Annotated in this window: 15 protein-coding genes; 10 read left to right on the forward strand and 5 right to left on the reverse strand. The window is 74.2% G+C overall.

The window, feature by feature from the left end; translation table 11 throughout:
• Positions 1-4: 4 nt before the first annotated feature.
• Complete coding sequence (locus tag C8046_RS05890) at positions 5-487, forward strand: MauE/DoxX family redox-associated membrane protein (RefSeq protein WP_419183551.1); 483 nt, start codon at positions 5-7, stop codon at positions 485-487.
• Positions 488-515: 28 nt separating this feature from the next.
• Here the strand turns inward: C8046_RS05890 and C8046_RS05895 are convergent, their stop codons facing one another.
• Entirely contained in the window at positions 516-1,517 is a 1,002-nt protein-coding gene (locus C8046_RS05895; RefSeq protein ID WP_109228645.1) for a LysR family transcriptional regulator, read from the reverse strand.
• 70 nt (positions 1,518-1,587) lie between these two features.
• On the opposite strand from C8046_RS05895, the gene C8046_RS05900 reads away from it, so the two are divergent.
• The 7 genes from C8046_RS05900 (at position 1,588) to C8046_RS05930 (ending at position 9,798) form a co-directional block, all read left to right on the forward strand.
• Positions 1,588-3,336, forward strand: a complete 1,749-nt coding sequence (locus tag C8046_RS05900) for an L-aspartate oxidase (RefSeq protein ID WP_109228646.1) — start codon at positions 1,588-1,590, stop codon at positions 3,334-3,336.
• A 34-nt stretch (positions 3,337-3,370) separates the two neighbouring features.
• Positions 3,371-4,120, forward strand: coding sequence for an SOS response-associated peptidase (locus C8046_RS05905; protein WP_109228647.1), 750 nt, complete (start codon positions 3,371-3,373; stop codon positions 4,118-4,120).
• Between the two features lie 53 nt (positions 4,121-4,173).
• A complete protein-coding gene (locus C8046_RS05910; RefSeq protein WP_146197072.1) occupies positions 4,174-4,668 on the forward strand; it encodes a DUF7134 domain-containing protein in 495 nt (164 codons plus the stop codon).
• A complete protein-coding gene (locus C8046_RS05915) occupies positions 4,653-5,495 on the forward strand; it encodes a sensor histidine kinase (RefSeq protein WP_109228649.1) in 843 nt (280 codons plus the stop codon). Before C8046_RS05910 ends, C8046_RS05915 begins: the two co-directional genes overlap by 16 nt.
• Before the next feature lie 81 nt (positions 5,496-5,576).
• Entirely contained in the window at positions 5,577-6,257 is a 681-nt protein-coding gene (locus C8046_RS05920) for a response regulator (protein ID WP_109228650.1), read from the forward strand.
• Between the two features lie 140 nt (positions 6,258-6,397).
• On the forward strand, positions 6,398-8,272 hold the full coding sequence (locus tag C8046_RS18620) for an FHA domain-containing protein (RefSeq protein WP_199224402.1): 1,875 nt from the start codon (positions 6,398-6,400) through the stop codon (positions 8,270-8,272).
• Positions 8,273-8,301: 29 nt separating this feature from the next.
• Positions 8,302-9,798, forward strand: coding sequence for a hypothetical protein (locus C8046_RS05930; RefSeq protein ID WP_109228651.1), 1,497 nt, complete (start codon positions 8,302-8,304; stop codon positions 9,796-9,798).
• A gap of 7 nt (positions 9,799-9,805) precedes the next feature.
• On the opposite strand, the gene C8046_RS05935 is transcribed toward C8046_RS05930, so the two are convergent.
• Positions 9,806-10,234 (reverse strand): hypothetical protein, encoded by a 429-nt coding sequence (locus C8046_RS05935; protein WP_109228652.1) that lies wholly within the window; start codon positions 10,232-10,234, stop codon positions 9,806-9,808.
• Between the two features lie 225 nt (positions 10,235-10,459).
• Here C8046_RS05935 and C8046_RS05940 point away from each other — a divergent pair, with 225 nt between their 5' ends.
• Positions 10,460-10,708: a WhiB family transcriptional regulator gene (locus C8046_RS05940; RefSeq protein WP_109228653.1), complete on the forward strand. Its 249-nt coding sequence runs from the start codon at positions 10,460-10,462 to the stop codon at positions 10,706-10,708.
• A gap of 100 nt (positions 10,709-10,808) precedes the next feature.
• On the opposite strand, the gene C8046_RS05945 is transcribed toward C8046_RS05940, so the two are convergent.
• A complete protein-coding gene (locus C8046_RS05945; RefSeq protein WP_109228654.1) occupies positions 10,809-12,290 on the reverse strand; it encodes a sensor histidine kinase in 1,482 nt (493 codons plus the stop codon).
• A gap of 123 nt (positions 12,291-12,413) precedes the next feature.
• On the opposite strand from C8046_RS05945, the gene C8046_RS05950 reads away from it, so the two are divergent.
• Complete coding sequence (locus C8046_RS05950) at positions 12,414-13,238, forward strand: glycerophosphodiester phosphodiesterase (RefSeq protein WP_109228655.1); 825 nt, start codon at positions 12,414-12,416, stop codon at positions 13,236-13,238.
• Between the two features lie 24 nt (positions 13,239-13,262).
• Here the strand turns inward: C8046_RS05950 and C8046_RS18345 are convergent, their stop codons facing one another.
• Both C8046_RS18345 and C8046_RS05955 read right to left on the reverse strand, forming a co-directional pair.
• Entirely contained in the window at positions 13,263-13,415 is a 153-nt protein-coding gene (locus C8046_RS18345; protein ID WP_158277139.1) for a hypothetical protein, read from the reverse strand.
• Positions 13,416-14,409: 994 nt separating this feature from the next.
• Positions 14,410-15,492 carry a DUF222 domain-containing protein gene (locus C8046_RS05955; RefSeq protein ID WP_109228656.1) on the reverse strand — a complete coding sequence of 361 codons (1,083 nt, stop codon included), beginning with the start codon at positions 15,490-15,492 and terminating at the stop codon, positions 14,410-14,412.
• Between the last annotated feature and the right edge of the window lie 159 nt (positions 15,493-15,651).

Here is a 15,651-nt window from a genome sequence, read left to right on the forward strand (position 1 = left end):
CCCGGTGAGCCGGGCGGACGCGGAGGGCGGCGGGCGCGGCGGGCGCGAGCCGGAGGTTGCGTCCGACGACGCCGGCACGGCGTCGCCCGGCCGGACGGTCGGTCGGATCGCGCTGGCCGCCATCCTGCTGTTCGCCGGGATCTCGCACCTCACGTTCGCGCGCGAGGAGTTCCAGGCCCAGGTGCCCGACTGGTTCCCGCTGGACGAGGACCTCGTCGTGATCGGCTCGGGGATCGTCGAGCTGACCCTCGGCGGCTCGCTCCTGCTCGCGCGCGGACGACGGCGGATCCAGGTCGGGTGGATCGTCGCGGCCTTCTTCGTGGTGATCTTCCCGGGCAACATCGCGCAGTACCTCGAGCGCACGGACGCCTTCGGTCTGGACACCGACGCGAAGCGGTTGGCCCGTCTACCCGGTCAGGTCGGCCTGGTGCTGCTGGCGCTGTGGTCGACCGGGGCGTGGCGGGCCTGGCGGTCGCGCCGGCGCTGAGGTCGTCCGAGGTCCGCCTCGGCTCGGCTCACGCGCGGCGCATCAGCGCGCCCGCGCCGTGGTCCTCCTCGACCATCCGGTCGACGACGGCGAGCAGCGCCCGCTCGAGCGCGGCCGACGCCGGCGAGGGTCGAAGACCCGCGCGCCGGGACAGCACGACCGTGCGGGTGAGCGCCGGCCGACTCAGTCGCGTGCCGCGCAGCCCCGGCCGTCCGATGAGGATCGTGGCGGGGACGACGGCCACGCCCACCCCGCGCTCGACGAACCGCAGCACCGCGTCCATCTCCGCCCCCTCGACGGCGACGACGGGGGTCAGCCCGGCGGCGACGAACGCCGCCTCGGTCGCGACGCGGAGGTCGTAGCCGCGGTTGAAGACCACCTGGGGCAGTCGCGCGAGCGCGGCGAGGGTGATGCCGTCGTCGGGGCCGTCGGCGTCGTCGGCGTCGTCGGGACGCCCGGGGGCGACGTCGCCGTCGGGCCCGAGCTGCGGCGCCGGGGCCGCCGCGGAGGACGCCACGACGAGCTCCTCGGTGAACAGCGGCGTCGTGTCGACGGCGGGATCGCTCGCCGCCTGCTCGCGCGTGACCGTGAGCGCCAGATCGACCCCGCCCTCCGCGAGCACGTCGCGCAGCTGGCGCGAACCGGCCTCGTGCACGACGAGCTCGACGCCGGGATGGCTCAGTCGGAAGTCGGCGAGCGCCTCGGCCACGACCGAGACGCAGAGCGTGGGCGGCGCCCCGAGCACGACCCGCCCGCGCTCGACCTGGGAGAAGCCGCGCATCGCCTCGGCGGCGGTCGCGGCGTCGGCCAGCATCCGGCGCGCGATCGGGAGGAGCGCCCGGCCCGCGTCCGTCAGGTGGGCGCCGCCGCGGCCCCGGTGCAGCAGCTCCACGCCGAGCTCCGCCTCGAGGGCGGCGAGCTGCCGGCTCAGCGTGGGCTGGGAGACGAAGAGCTCGGCGGCGGCCCGCGTCACGTTCGTGGTGCGGGCCACCGCCTCGAGACCGCGCAGCTGCTCGAGCGTGAGAGTCATGTCCAGAGCGTATCGACACCAGACCATCTATGCATTGGACGCATGGAGAGGGCCGACGTAGCGTCGACACATGTCCTCATCGACCCGGCACGAGCGCCTCCTGAGCACCTCCGTCCTCGTCATCGGTACCGGCGGCGCCGGTCTCCGCGCCTCGATCGAGCTCGCGGAACGCGGGGTCGAGGTGCTCGCCGTCGGGAAGCGACGCAAGCACGACGCCCACACGACGCTCGCCGCCGGCGGCATCAACGCCGCCCTCGGCACCATGGACCCCGAGGACTCCTGGGAGCAGCACGCCGCGGACACGCTGCGCGAGTCGTACTTCCTGGCCGACCCCGCGATCGTCGAGCACGTCACGCGCGGCGCCGCCGAGGGCATCGGCGACCTCGAGCGGTGGGGCATGCCGTTCGCCCGCGAGGACGACGGTCGGATCAGCCAGCGTTTCTTCGGCGCCCACACCTACCGCCGCACCGCCTACGCCGGCGACTACACGGGTCTGGAGATCCAGCGCACGCTCGTGCGCCGCGCGACCGAGCTGCAGGTGCGCGTCATCGACACCATCTACATCACCCGCATCCTCGTGGCCGACGGCACCGTGTTCGGCGTCTACGGCTTCGACATCGTGGACGGCGCGCCGGTGCAGATCCGCGCCGACGCCGTGATCCTCGCCGCCGGCGGGCACACCCGGATCTGGCGCTACACCTCCTCGCGCCGCGACGAGAACACGGGCGACTCCTTCCGGCTCGCCGCGCTGGCCGGTGCCCGGCTGCGGGACGCCGAGCTGGTCCAGTTCCACCCCTCGGGCCTGCTCGAGCCCGACGACGCCGCGGGCACGCTCGTCTCCGAGGCCGCGCGCGGCGAGGGCGGCGTGCTGCGCAACGCCGACGGCGAGCGCTTCATGGAGCGCTACGACCCGGAGCGCATGGAGCTGTCCACGCGCGACCGCGTGGCGCTGGCGAACTACACCGAGATCGCGGAGGGGCGGGGCACCAAGCGCGGCGGCGTGCTGCTGGACGTCTCCCACCTGCCGCGCGAGCAGATCCTCGACCGCCTGCCGCGGCTGTACCGCACGATGATCGACCTCCAGATGCTCGACATCACGGAGCAGCCGATCGAGGTCGCCCCCACCGCGCACTACTCGATGGGTGGCGTCTGGGTCGCCCCGGAGGACCACAGCACCGGGGTCGAGGGCCTCTACGCCATCGGCGAGGCCTCCTCCGGGCTGCACGGCGCGAACCGGCTGGGCGGCAACTCGCTCATCGAGCTGCTCGTCTACGGACGCATCACGGGCGCGGCCGCCGCCGACTACGTGGCCCAGCGCTCCGCCGTCGTGCGCAGCCAGGAGGCCGTCGGCGAGGCGCGCGCCGAGATGACGAGCCTGCTCGAGGGCACCGGGCGCGAGACGCCGCGTCGGCTGCAGCGCGCCATCCGGGACCTCATGACGGAGCACGCCGGCGTCGTCCGCTCCGAGGACGGGCTGCGGCGCGGCCTGGAGCAGCTCGGCGAGCTCGAGGAGCGCGAGCTGCACGTCGCGGCGCACCCCGACATCGCCGGGTTCGACGATCTCGCGCACGCGTTCGACCTCAAGGGGTCGCTGCTGGCGGCCCGCGCGACGCTGGAGAGCGCGATCGAGCGGCGCGAGACGCGCGGCTGCCACAACCGCTCCGACTTCCCCGAGACCGACGAGGCGCTGCGCGGCAGCTTCCTGTGGGCACCGGGCGCGGGCGTCACCTTCGAGCCGGCCGCGCCGGCCCCCGACTCCTTCCGCGAGCTCGCGGAGCGCACGACGGACGACGCCGTGGCGGGCAAGCTCGTCGAGTAGCCGCGATGTCGGACCCCGTCCCTACGCTGGTGCCATGTGCGGACGGTACGCGGCCTTCAAGGAGGCCCAGGATCTGGCCCAGGAGTTCGACGTCGAGGTGATCGAGGAGGCCGCGGCGGCCTACGAGGCCTCGTGGAACGTCGCTCCGACGGACGGTGTGCGCGTCGTGCTCGACCGCGCGCCGAAGCCGGGCGGCTCCGACGGGTCGACTCCCGACCACGTGACGCGCGAGCTGCACGTCGCGCGCTGGGCGCTCGTGCCGTCCTGGTCGAAGGACCTGCGCGGCCGCGGCGCCCCGATGTTCAACGCCCGGATCGAGACGGTGGCGGACAAGCCGGCGTTCGCGAAGTCGCTGGGAGCGCGGCGCTGCGTCGTACCCGCCGACGGCTACTTCGAGTGGCGCACGCAGGAGGCGCCCGACGGCGGGAAGCCCGTCAAGACACCGTTCTTCATCCACCCCGCCGACCCGGGCTCGCTCGCGTTCGCCGGCCTGTACTCGTGGTGGCGCGACCCCGAGAAGGCCGAGGACGATCCGGACCGCTGGGTGCTGTCGACGACGATCCTCACGCAGCCCGCCCGGGACGGTCTCGAGGCCATCCACGACCGCGAGCCCGTCGTGCTGCCGCACGAGAGCGTCGCATCCTGGCTCGACCCCGCGCTCACCCGCGCCGAGGACGCGCTGGCCGTGCTCGCCGTCGCCCCGCCCGCGCTGGAGTGGTTCGAGGTCTCCGCACGGGTCGGCTCGGTCCGCAACAACGACCCCGGTCTGATCCAGCCCGCCTGAGGTCCCACCGCGGTGGGACGCCCCGCCGTCGGCCCCGCGCCTAGGCTCGGGAGGTGAGCACAGCACCGCCCGGAGGCGACCAGCACGCAGCGCCGCCGTCGAGCGGTCAGCCGCTGGTGGTCGCCCCCGTCGACCACCAGAACGCCGCCGCCCTGGCCCCGACGACGATGGAGTCGGTCGACGCCTGGCTCGCGCGCCGCGGTCAGACCCTCGACATCGTCCTGGCCTCGCTCGCCCTGCTCGTCCTCGGGCTGTCGGGCGTGGCGCTCGGGTCCGCCTCGGGCTCCCGGATCGCCGACGCCACGGTGGTGCTGGCCAGCCTCGGGATGCCCGTGGCGATGGCGGTGCGCCGTCGTTGGCCCGTCGGGAGCGCCGTCGCCGTCAACGCCCTGGCGCTGCTGCACTTCGCCGCCGGCGACACCCTGCTGCCGGTGGACCTGCTGATCTACGGGTCGGTCTACTCCACGACCGTGCACGCCCCCGCTGGGCGAGTCGGGTCAGCCTCGCCTCCGCGCTGCTCGGCAGCGCCCTGGTGGCCGGACTGCTGACGAGCTCGAACGGCGTCAGCGGCTCGTGGGTCGTGTCCTCCGTCTTCGTCTTCGTCGGGGTGTCGGCCCCGGCCGTGGTCGCCTGGGCGCTGGGGCTGCTGCGGACCGGCACGCGGCAGCGGCGCGCGGCGCAGCGCGAGCGTGTGCTGCGGATGGCGACCGAGCGCACCCAGCAGTCGGTCATCGCCGTCGCCGCCGAGCGCGCACGGATCGCCCGCGAGATGCACGACGTCGTCGCCCACTCCCTGTCGATCGTCGTCGCCCAGGCCGACGGCGGCCGGTACATCGCCGCCCAGAACCCCGAGGCCGCGGCCCAGGTGCTGGAGACCATCTCGACCACGGGGCGGTCGGCGCTGCGGGACATGCGCCGGATCCTCGGGGTGCTGCGCGAGGGCGATGCCAACCCCACCGCCCCGCAGCCCGACGCCGGCGGCGTCGACGCGCTGGTGGAGCAGGTGCGCGCCTCGGGCGTGAGCATCGAGCTCGTCCGCAGCGGTGAGCCGCAGGACCTCCCGGCGGGGATGGGGCTGGCGGTCTACCGGATCTGCCAGGAGGCGATGACGAACGTGATGAAGCACGCGGGCCCCGTGCAGCGCGTGCGCGTCCGGGTCGACCTCGCCTTCCACCCGGGCTGGCTGGTGGTGCAGGTCGACGACGACGGACGCGGCGCCGCGACGTCGAGCGACGGCGCCGGGCACGGCCTCGTCGGGATGCGCGAGCGACTCGCGCTGTTCGGCGGCACGCTGCAGGCCGGGCCGCGCCCGGGCGGCGGCTACCGTGTGAACGCCGCGTTCCCGCTGCCCCGCGCGGGGGGCGAGCACCCGTAGCGACGTCGTTCCTCCGCACCAGGATCCGCCCCCGAGCCCGCACCACCGAGAACCGCACCACCGAGAAGGAGTCCACGCCCCATGGAGAAGATCCGGGTCGCCCTCGTCGACGACCAGCAGCTCGTGCGCGCCGGCTTCGCCATGGTCATCGGCTCGCAGCCGGACATGGAGGTGGTGCTCGAGGCGGGTGACGGGAACCAGGCCGTGCGTCTGCTGCCGTCCTACGACGTCGACGTCGTGCTCATGGACGTCCGCATGCCCGGGCTCGACGGCATCGCCGCCACCCAGGAGGTGCTCGCGGCGCCTCGCCCGGCCGACCGGCCCGTGCCGCGCGTGGTGATCCTCACGACCTTCGACCTCGACGAGTACGTCTTCTCCGCCATCAAGGCGGGGGCGAGCGGGTTCTTGCTGAAGGACACCCCGCCGGACGAGATGCTCGCCGCGATCCGCACGGTGCACGCCGGGGACGCGGTCATCGCGCCGTCCTCCACGCGGCGCCTGATCGAGCACGTGGCGACGTCGATGCCCGTCGCCGACCGCACGCCGGCCGCCGTTCTCGACGCTCTCACCGAGCGCGAGCGCGAGGTGCTCGTGCTGATCGCGCGAGGCCGGACCAACTCCGAGATCGCCTCGGACCTGTTCGTCGCCGAGGCCACCGTGAAGACGCACGTCGGCCGGATCCTCGCGAAGCTCGGCGCGCGCGACCGCGTGCAGATCGTCGTCACCGCGTACGAGACCGGGCTCATCACGCCAGGGCTGTAGCGGGCTCGGCGGCTTCGAGCCGGCGCGGGGCGGGTGCGCGCGGGGTCGCAGGCTGTCCCCAGCCACCGGCCGCGACCGCCGGGTCACGTCGCCGTCGCGCACCCAGCCCCGATGTCGGCAGCCCGACGCACCCTGGGCCCGTGGACACCTCCGATCTCCTGCACACCTGGCGCGAGTGCTGGCGCGCCCCCGCGCACCTCGCCGTCGTGCACGGCCCCGACGCGGGCTGGGCCGTGCCGCTGGGTGACGCCGCGCGGGTGACCGTCGGGCGGTCCGGCGTCGACCTCGAGATCGCCGACCCGAGGCTGGAGCGCCGTCACCTCGTGCTGGAACGTCGCGACGGCGTGCTCCGCCTCCGGGCCGTCGGGCCGCGGACCCAGGTCCGGCTCGTCCGAGCGCCGAGCTCGCCGCGAGCGCGACGCCGTCGCGATCGGCGCCTGACCCGGGCCCTGCGCCGGGGCGACGGCGGACCCACCGCGCTGCTGCTCGCGCTCCGGCGGGCCGAGGGGGCGGGGGTCCGCGTCGGTCGTCGCCGCGGCCAGTCGGTGCGGGTGGGGGACGTCGTGCTCGTCGGGGACAGCCGCCTGGAGGTGCGGGGAGGGCCGGCGCACCTGGGGGTAGCGGGTTTCTCGAGCGGCTCGGGCGGCCCGGGCTTGGGCGGCGCGGTCGGCTCGGGCTTTGGCACCGGGCAGCCCCGGAGCCGCCGCTGGCTGTCCGTGCTCACCCTCCTTCCCGCTCTCGCCATGATCGCTCTGCTTCTCCGGGGCGGCTCCTCCCCCGTGCTGCGCTGGGTGATGCTCGGCGGCATCGGCCTCTCGGTGCTCCTCGGGCTCGGCGCGAGCCTGCGTCGGCCGCGGGCGGATCGCGACGACGTGGGGGCACTCATGTCCCCCGGCGGATCGCTCGCGAGACCCCGCGATCCCGCGGCGCTCGCCGTGTGCGCGGCGGGACTCGGTCGGTTGGACGACCGGTGGGGCGCCGACGACGATCAGGCACCGGACGGCGGCACCGCCCTCGGCTCGTCCCCCGCCGCGCAGCCTCTCGACGGCGTGGCGCTCCCCGTCCCCGACGCCGGGCTCGCGCTCGTCGGCCCCGGGGCCCTCGCCGCCGCCGCCTGGCTGCGTCTGCAGCTCCGGCGTGGCGGCCGCGGCGGCGTCCCCGTGCTGGCCTCCGACAACGCCTGTTCGCTGCCGCCCGGCCCCTGGACGGTCATCTCGGCCGTGGACCGGTGCGGTGTCGCCGTCGGGTGGTGCGACGCGGTGACGGCCGCGCTGGAGCCGACGGCCCGGACCTGCGAGCTGACCTCGCTGCTCGGTCGGCCGACCTCCGAGACGGTCGCCGCGGCCTGGACCGCGGGCGAGGAGCCCGACTCGCTGGCGGTGCCGGTCAGCGTCGACGAACAGGGCCGGACGGTCGCGATCGACCTCGCCGCCGACGGGCCGCACGCCCTCGTCGCGGGTACCACCGGCTCGGGCAAGTCCGAGCTGCTCTCCTCCTGGGTGCTCGCCCTCGCGCTCCGCCAGCCCCCGAGCCGTCTGCACCTGCTGCTCGTGGACTACAAGGGAGGGGCGACGTTCGCCGTCGCGGCCGGGCTGCCCCACACCGTCGGGCTGCTCACCGATCTCGACGGTCCGGCCAGTGCACGAGCGTTGACGACGCTCCGCGCGGAGCTGCGACGGCGGGAGGCGCTCGTGGCGGCGGCCGGGGTGCGGGACGTGGTCGAGCTCGACCGGCCGCCGGCTCGACTGGTCGTCGTGGTCGACGAGCTGCGGGCCCTCGTCGAGGAGTCGCCCGAGCGGCTCCTCGACCTGGTCCGCCTCGCGACGCTGGGTCGCTCGCTCGGGATCCATCTCGTGCTGGCGACGCAGCGTCCCAGCGGGGTCGTGAACGCGCAGCTCCGCGCGAACGTCAATCTCCGGATCTGCCTGCGGGTGCTGGACGCGGGCGACTCCACCGACGTGATCGGCGTGGCCGATGCCGCGGCCCTGCCGGCCGCCCCGGCGGCGCGCTGGTGACGGACGGGTCGCCACCGCGCCGCATCCAGGTGGGTTGGCTGCCGGAGGGTGCGGCCGGCGCGCTCGCCGAGGTCGTCGACGGAGCCGCGCAACGGGTCCGTCGCGCACGACGGGGCGACCTCCTGCGCGTGCACCGGCCCTACCTGCCGGAGCTGCCGGCGGTCGTGACTCGTCGCGAGCTCGCAGTCCTGGCCGGACTGCAGGGCGAGGAGGGCGCCGAGGTGGGTGAGGTCGGCGGCGACGGCGCCCGTCGCGCGGCGGTCCTCGTGGACGACCCGGAGCGGCAGCGGCGCACCACTTGGGCGTGGGAGGGAGGGGCCGTGCTGGTGAGCGGTGAGCCCCGGTCCGGGCGCTCGACCGCGCTGGCGGCCCTCGTCCGCTCGATGACGGCGTCCGGTCGGCCGTGCCACGTCGTCTCGCGGTCGGGCTGGGGCGCGGCGGGAGGGGGCACCGCCGTCGGTGTCGACGACCCGCGCCGGCTCCGCCGCCTCCTCGTCCTGCTGGCCCGCGGGCTCGACCCGGCGACCGCGCTCGTGGTCGACGACGTCGAGCAGGTCACCGAGGTCCTGGACGCCACATGGGGTCCCGGCACGGGGCTCGAGCTGCTGACCGGCCTGCTGCGCTCCGGGAACGTGCCCGCCGTGGCGCTCGCCTCGACGGCGCCCCACCGCTGGGCCACCCTGACCGACACCCACCTCGCGCTGCGGGTGCGCGACCTCGGGGCCGCCGGGCTGCTCGGAGTTCCGCGACCGTTCGTCGACGGCGGAGCTCCGCCGGGCCGCGGTGTGCTGCTCGGCGACCAGCCCGCACGGCTCGTGCAAGTGGTCGTGGAGGGCGGGACCGAACGGGCCGGAAACGCGAGCGAGCTGGCGCCGGTGCCGGTGCGTGCGCCCGCGCTCGTGCTGGCCGCGCTGCCGGCATCGACGACCCTGGCGGAGATCGAGGCCGCAGCCGCCGCGACCGGCCGCGACGACGGCACGTCGCGCGTCGGTCCGGGTTCGGTCCTCCTCGGCCTCGGCGGCGACGACGCGAGACCCGTCCGCGCCGCGCTCGAACCCGGGCGTCCGTGGCTCGTCACCGGGCCACCCGGCTCGGGGCGGTCGACCGTGCTGGAGCTCGTGGCCCGTGCGGAGCGTCGTTCCGGATCGGTCGGTCCGGCGTCGGCCGAACCGCTCCGGGTCGGTGTCGGCTCGGACCTCGTCCCCCGCGCGGTGCCGCCCGACTGCCTCGTGCTGGTGGACGACGCCGACCTGCTCGACGCCGCGACCGCGGACGCCCTCGCGGACCTCGTGCCGCGGTGTCGGGTGGTGGTCGTTGTCGGGCCTGCGGCGACCCAGACGATCTACCGCGGGATCGTGGCGGCGGTGGCCCAGGCGCGGACGGTGATCGCCCTCGGCGGCGCACTTCCGCCGCACCTCAGCCGGGCCCGCGACGCCGTCGACCCCCGCGGCGGACCCGGGCGAGCCGTCCTGGTGACGGCGCGCGACGCCGTCGCCGTCCAGATCGCGCGGCCGCCGCCCGCGTGAGAGCCGGTCAGACGGCGTCGGGCCCGTTCGGGTCGTTCACGCCGGCGAGCGCCTCCCGGGTCGACGGCGCTGCGGCGGAGACGGCGCCGACCAGCCCGACGAGCACCACGGCGATCGCGACGAGCGCGTTCACGGACAGCTGGGAGGCCCCCACCAGCACCACGAGCACCGACCACGCGACGGCCGGTCCGCGGGCCCAGCGACGCCGTCGCCACAGCCCCACCGCGACCAGGGTGGCGCCGGCGGCCACGACGAGCGTGAAGACGCCGATCGCGAGTCCGGCGGCGGCCTCGCCGACCTCCAGGGCGTCGGTCAGCACGGCGACCGTGAGCGCGAGGAACACGAGCGCCTGAAGCGCGAGCACCGCCGTCGCCACGACCAGGGAGACCGGACGTCGATCGGGGTTCGCTGGGACGCGGGGCTGCTCGTGGGTCACGTTCTCACTGTAGGTCGCACGGCCCTGTGAACGTCCTGGTCAAGCACAGATCGAGCGTCGAGTAAAGTGTGACGTACAACGCAGGTACACCAGCGGGTAACTTCCCCGTAACTCTTGTGTGCCGTCTTCACCCGTGTGAGAGTTGACCTCAGAACCTGCCAGATCAGGTGCTCGATCCCCCTCTCGGAATGATCGGGCACAGTCGCGCCCTGAGGAGATATCAGCATGGATTGGCGTCACGAGGCTGCCTGCCTCACCGAGGACCCGGAGCTCTTCTTCCCGATCGGGAACACCGGCCCGGCCCTTGCCCAGATCGACGAGGCGAAGGCCGTGTGCCAGCGCTGCGACGTCGTGGATGCGTGCCTCAAGTGGGCCCTCGAGACCGGTCAGGACTCGGGCGTCTGGGGCGGCCTGTCGGAGGACGAGCGCCGCGCGCTCAAGCGCCGCACCGCGCGCGCCCGTCGCGCCGGCTGACGCAGCCCGCCGACCTCACGAGACCCTCGCCCCCTCGGGGCGGGGGTCTCGTCGTCTCTCGGAGCGGGTGGTCGTCGGGGACGGTCGTCGGTCGTCGCTGTTAGAACTGCTCGCGCTCGCCGTCGGACGGCGGGGCGTAGCCGAGCCGGGCGCGCACCGTCACGCACGTGCCGGCCTTGTCGCCGGGACGCCAGGCGATGCTCCCCCGCAGCTCTCCCGCCACCATCGTCCGCACGATCTGCATGCCGAGCCCGGTGCCCGACGGCTTGGCGGCCGGGTCGATCCCGACGCCGTCGTCGCTGACCGTGACGGTCAGGTCGCGGCCGTCGCGCTCCGCGGCGACCGTGACGGTGCCATCCGTCGTCGCGAGACCGTGCTCGACGGCGTTGCTCACCAGCTCCGTCAGCACGACGGCGAGGGCGGTCGCCTCCGTGGCCGCGAGCTTGCCGAAGCTGCCCTCGCGCACCATCCGGACCGACGCCTCGGAGGAGGCGACGTCCACGGCGAGCCGCAGGGTGCGACCGAAGACGGCGTCGAAGTCGACGATCTCGTCGATCGTCTGCGAGAGCGCCTCGTGCACCGTGGCGATGGTGGCAACCCGGCGCATCGCCTCGTCGAGGGCGTTGCGCGCGTCGGCCGACTCGGTGCGGCGGGCCTGCAGCCGCAGCAGGGCGGCGACCGTCTGGAGGTTGTTCTTCACCCGGTGGTGGATCTCGCGGATCGTGGCGTCCTTGGTGATGAGCTCCTGCTCACGACGGCGCAGCTCGGAGACGTCGCGGCACAGCAGCACCGCGCCCGTGCGCTCACCGTCGTTGGTCAGCGGGATCGAGCGCAGCGAGAGGCAGACGCCGCGCGCCTCGATGTCGGTGCGCCAGGAGGCGCGGCCCATCGCGACGAGCGGGAGCGCCTCGTCGACGGTCTCACCCTCGTCGACGTGATCGGCGATGAGCTGGGCGAGGGCGCGGCCGACGATCTCGCCGATGACGCCGAGGCGGTGGAAGCACGACATGGCGTTCGGGCTGCCGTAGAGGACCTCACCCTCGGAGTTGAGCCGGACGAGCCCGTCACCCACGCGGGGCGCGCCGCGGAGGCGGCCGGTCGCGGTGTTGGAGGAGGGGTACTCGCCGCGCGAGATCATGCCGCACATCTCGTCAGCGGCCTCGATGTAGTTGATCTCGAGGCGGCCGGGAGTGCGGGCCTCGCCGAGGTTGGTCTCGCGGCCGAGGACCGCGATCGCCTTGCCGTCCTTGACGACGGGGACGGCCTCCTCGCGGATGGCGTACGCGCCGGTCCAGCGCGGCACGCGGGAACGGCGGATCTCGCGACGGGCGAGCGCGGCGGCGAGCGACGGGACCTGGCCCTCGGGCGCCGGGCGGCCGACGACGTCGTCGTAGTGGACCGTGCTCCCGGTCGAGGGGCGGCAGTGCGCGACGGCGACGAACGAGCCCTTGCCGTCCGGGAGCCACAGCACGAGATCGGCGAAAGCGAGGTCGGAGATGACCTGCCAGTCCCCCACCAGCAGGTGCAGCCAGTCGACCTCGGAGGCGCTGAGTGAACCGTGGGACGCGATCAGGTCGCTCATCGTTGACACGCCACCAGGGTAGGTCGTGGGGCGGGGGCGTCGTGCCGGAGAGGTGGCGCTGGTGCCGGGGCGTCCGCGAGTCCGCTCGTGCGGTGCCGTGCTCGCGCCCCTACCGTGGTGGCCATGAGCGAGACCGCCCCCGCCCGGCACGATCTCCCCTTCTGGCTCGACGGTGCGCGACCTGCCGTCGTCGGACACCGAGGGAACGCGGCCCACTCCCCCGAGAACACGCTCGGGTCGTTCCGTGAGGCGATCGGCGCGGACGCCGTCGAGACCGATCTGCAGCTGTCCGCCGACCAGGTGCCTTTCCTCCTGCACGACGACACCCTCGAGCGCACGACCGACGCCGTCGCCCGCGGCTTCGACCCCGACGCGCCCGCCTCGGCCGTGCCGTGGGAGCGGCTGGGCTCGCTCGACGCCGGGTCGTGGTTCGGCGCGACGTTCGACGGCGAGCGGCTCGCCCTGCTGGACGACCTGGCCGCGCTGCTGGTCGAGACTCTCGACGGTCCGACCCCGCTCGGTCTCGACCTCGAGATCAAGTCACCCGTCGCGCACGCCGCGCAGACGGTCGTGACGGTGGTCGCCGCCTCGCTCGCATCCCCCTCGTGGCAGCGCCTGATCGCGGCCCGCGCCGTCCTCGTGACGACGTTCGATCCGGAGGTCGCGCAGCTGGCGTGCCAGCAGCTGCCGGTACCCGTCGGGCTGCTGACGCCGGCCGCCCCCGCCCCGGAGGAGCTCGGAGCCCTGGCCGAGGTCGGTCTCGCCGCGATCGTCACCGCCCACGATGACCTCACCGAGGCCGTCGTCTCCGCCGCTCGCGAGGTCGGCCTGGCCGTCGGCGTGTACACGGCGAACGAGCCGAGCGACTGGGACCGGCTCGTCCGTCTCGACGTCGATCTCGTTGTGACCGACGACCCGCACGCGCTCCTGCGGCACCTCGGACGGTAGTCGCGACGTCAGCCCGCCAGCACCTCAGCCCGCGTGTCGCGAGGCTCGGCGTCGTGGTGTTCCGATGAGGCGGGTGTCGCCTGCTGGGGGTCGGTGGTAGGTGTGGCCGGTGGGGGTGGTCCAGATGGTGGAGCCGTCGGGGGCGATGCGGTAGCTGTGGCCGTGGTGGGTCTTCAAGCGGTGGTGGTGGCGGCAGAGGGGTCGCAGGTTGGGTGCGTCTGTAGGACCAGACGGCCATTCGACGGCGTGGTCGTTGTCGCAAGCGGTCGAGGCGACGGTGCACGCCGGGGCGATGCAGGTCGGGTGCAGGGCGCGGACGAGGCGGTCGAGCTCGGCACCGGGCCGGTAGTTGGGTGTGGCGAGGTGGGGTGCGGGGTTGAAGGAGGGCGGCCAGTAGCGCGCCGTGTCCTCGCCGGGTGCTGCGGCAGTCGTCGGCGGAGCAGATGTGGGGTCGGCGATGCCGTCGGTGGCGTCGATGACGTCGGTGTCCTCGATGGTGGGATGCCGCTGGGTCTCGCGTTCGCGTTCTGCTTGCTGGGTGATGTCGGCGAGGGCGGTGGTGATGGTGAGCCAGCGGGGTGGGTTGGTGGCGTGAAGTCGGGCGGTGGTGGGGTCCAGGGGTGCGAAGCCGAGGAGTTCGGGGACGTCGATGCCGGTGCGGCAGGTCTCGGGGGCCTCGTAGGTTTCGAACCGCCACCCCGACTCGTCCGTGGTGAGGGCGAGGTCGTCCTGCCAGGGGTGGACGGGGTCGATGTGGTCGGGATCGGGCTCGGTGAGGTGCTCGGGGCGAGGGCGAGGGTCAGCCGGGAGGTAGTACCGGAGAACGGCACGAACGGTCGGAACTGTTCGCTGGTTTCGGCCGGGCTGCCGCTGCGATCAGCGTCCTCGTCATCGCGGTGGCTGTCGCCCCCGGTCCGAGCGGGCGCGTCTGAGCTGGTGGCGTCGGGTCGCAGGAGCGCGTCGGCGATCGAGGGTTGACCCTGACTGCTGGCGCCGGTGCCGGTGCCGGTGCTGGTGCCGGTGGGTGGGTGTCCGAGGCGTTGTCGGGTGCGGGCGCTGACGGCCTCGATTGCGGCGTCGAGGGTGCGGCGGACCTGGGCGAGCGGGCTGGGGTCGTTCTCGGCTGCGTGATGCTCGCGTTTCGCCAGCTCGATGAGGTCGTCGAAGGACGTCACGGGGTTGGTTCCCGGCTCTGATCGGATCGTGGCGTCGCCAACGCCAACGCCGACGATCGCGGTGCCGCTGCCGGTCCTCGAACCGATGCCCGCACTGGTGCCGGTGCCGGTGCCGGTGCCGGTGCTGGTGCTGGTGCTGGTGGCTGTGGTGCCGTCGGTGGTGAGGAGGGTGTGGCATCCGGGACGGATGTGAGGGTGCCGTTGTTGAGGGCGGTGGTGGCCAGGGTGGTGAGGGCGTCGGCGCGGAGCTGGTCCAGGGTGCGGGGGTCGCCGGCGGCGCGGGCTGCTTTCGCTGCTGCCTCAGCCGCGGTGTAGATGGCGGCGATGTCCAGGGCGGGGGCGATGACGCGCAGGCAGGCTTGGCCGTCGGGCAGGAGCCGCGGGTGCTCGACCCTCCGCCGGGTGGCTGCCTGGAGGGCGCGGTGGTGGGCGGTGGTGGGGTCGGTCTGGATCAGGACGGCCTGGATCCGCTTCTTCAGGGCGTGGTGGGGAAGTCCGGGGGCTGCGGGCAGGACCTGGTCGGTGACGGCGAAGCAGACGGCCGGTTCCTGGGTGGCGAGCAGGTCGGCGAAGATCGCGGCCTTCCCGGCGTCGATGTGGCCGGCGGCCAGGGCGGTCCCGACGGGGTGGAGGGTGCTCTCCAGCAGGTGTCCTTCTCCGACCAGTCGGGCGGCTCGTTGCCGGCTGAGTCCGAGTCGCATGGCGAGCTCGTCAGCGGCGGGGCCACCACGCTCGACCCGTGCGGGCGCGCCGGGGACGTCGGCCGGGGTGGGGCCGGAGTCCAGGATGCCGTGGCGGGTGTGCAGGCGGGTGGCGGTGGCGCGGAGTCCGGCTTCGGCCCACCCGGCGATGGCAGCGAATGCCGCCGCGGCCTCCAACAGCTCGCCGGGGTCCAGGGACATGAGGTGGGTGAAGTCCGACAGCTGCAGCAGACGCCGGATGACCTCCGTGGGCGGGCCTCCGTCGTCGGGCTGGGTGAGTCCGAGGCGGTCACGGATGGTGTCGGGGTCCTCGGTGGGCGTGAATCCGAGACCCCACACGGTGGTGGTGGGGGTTGCTCCGGATCCGTTCTCGAACATGCGTACAGTTTACGCTGTCTGGGTGCGATGGGAAGAGGTTTGGCGCAATCTGTGGATACAGGTTTCGGCGGTGGATAACCCTGTGGATCTCGGCGGCAGCGACTCGTGCCCTCCGTCCGACTCGCGGGACAGCTTCAGGACGCTCTGGGGGTAAGCCGT

Source organism: Serinibacter arcticus (assembly GCF_003121705.1).
Classification (GTDB): domain Bacteria; phylum Actinomycetota; class Actinomycetes; order Actinomycetales; family Beutenbergiaceae; genus Litorihabitans.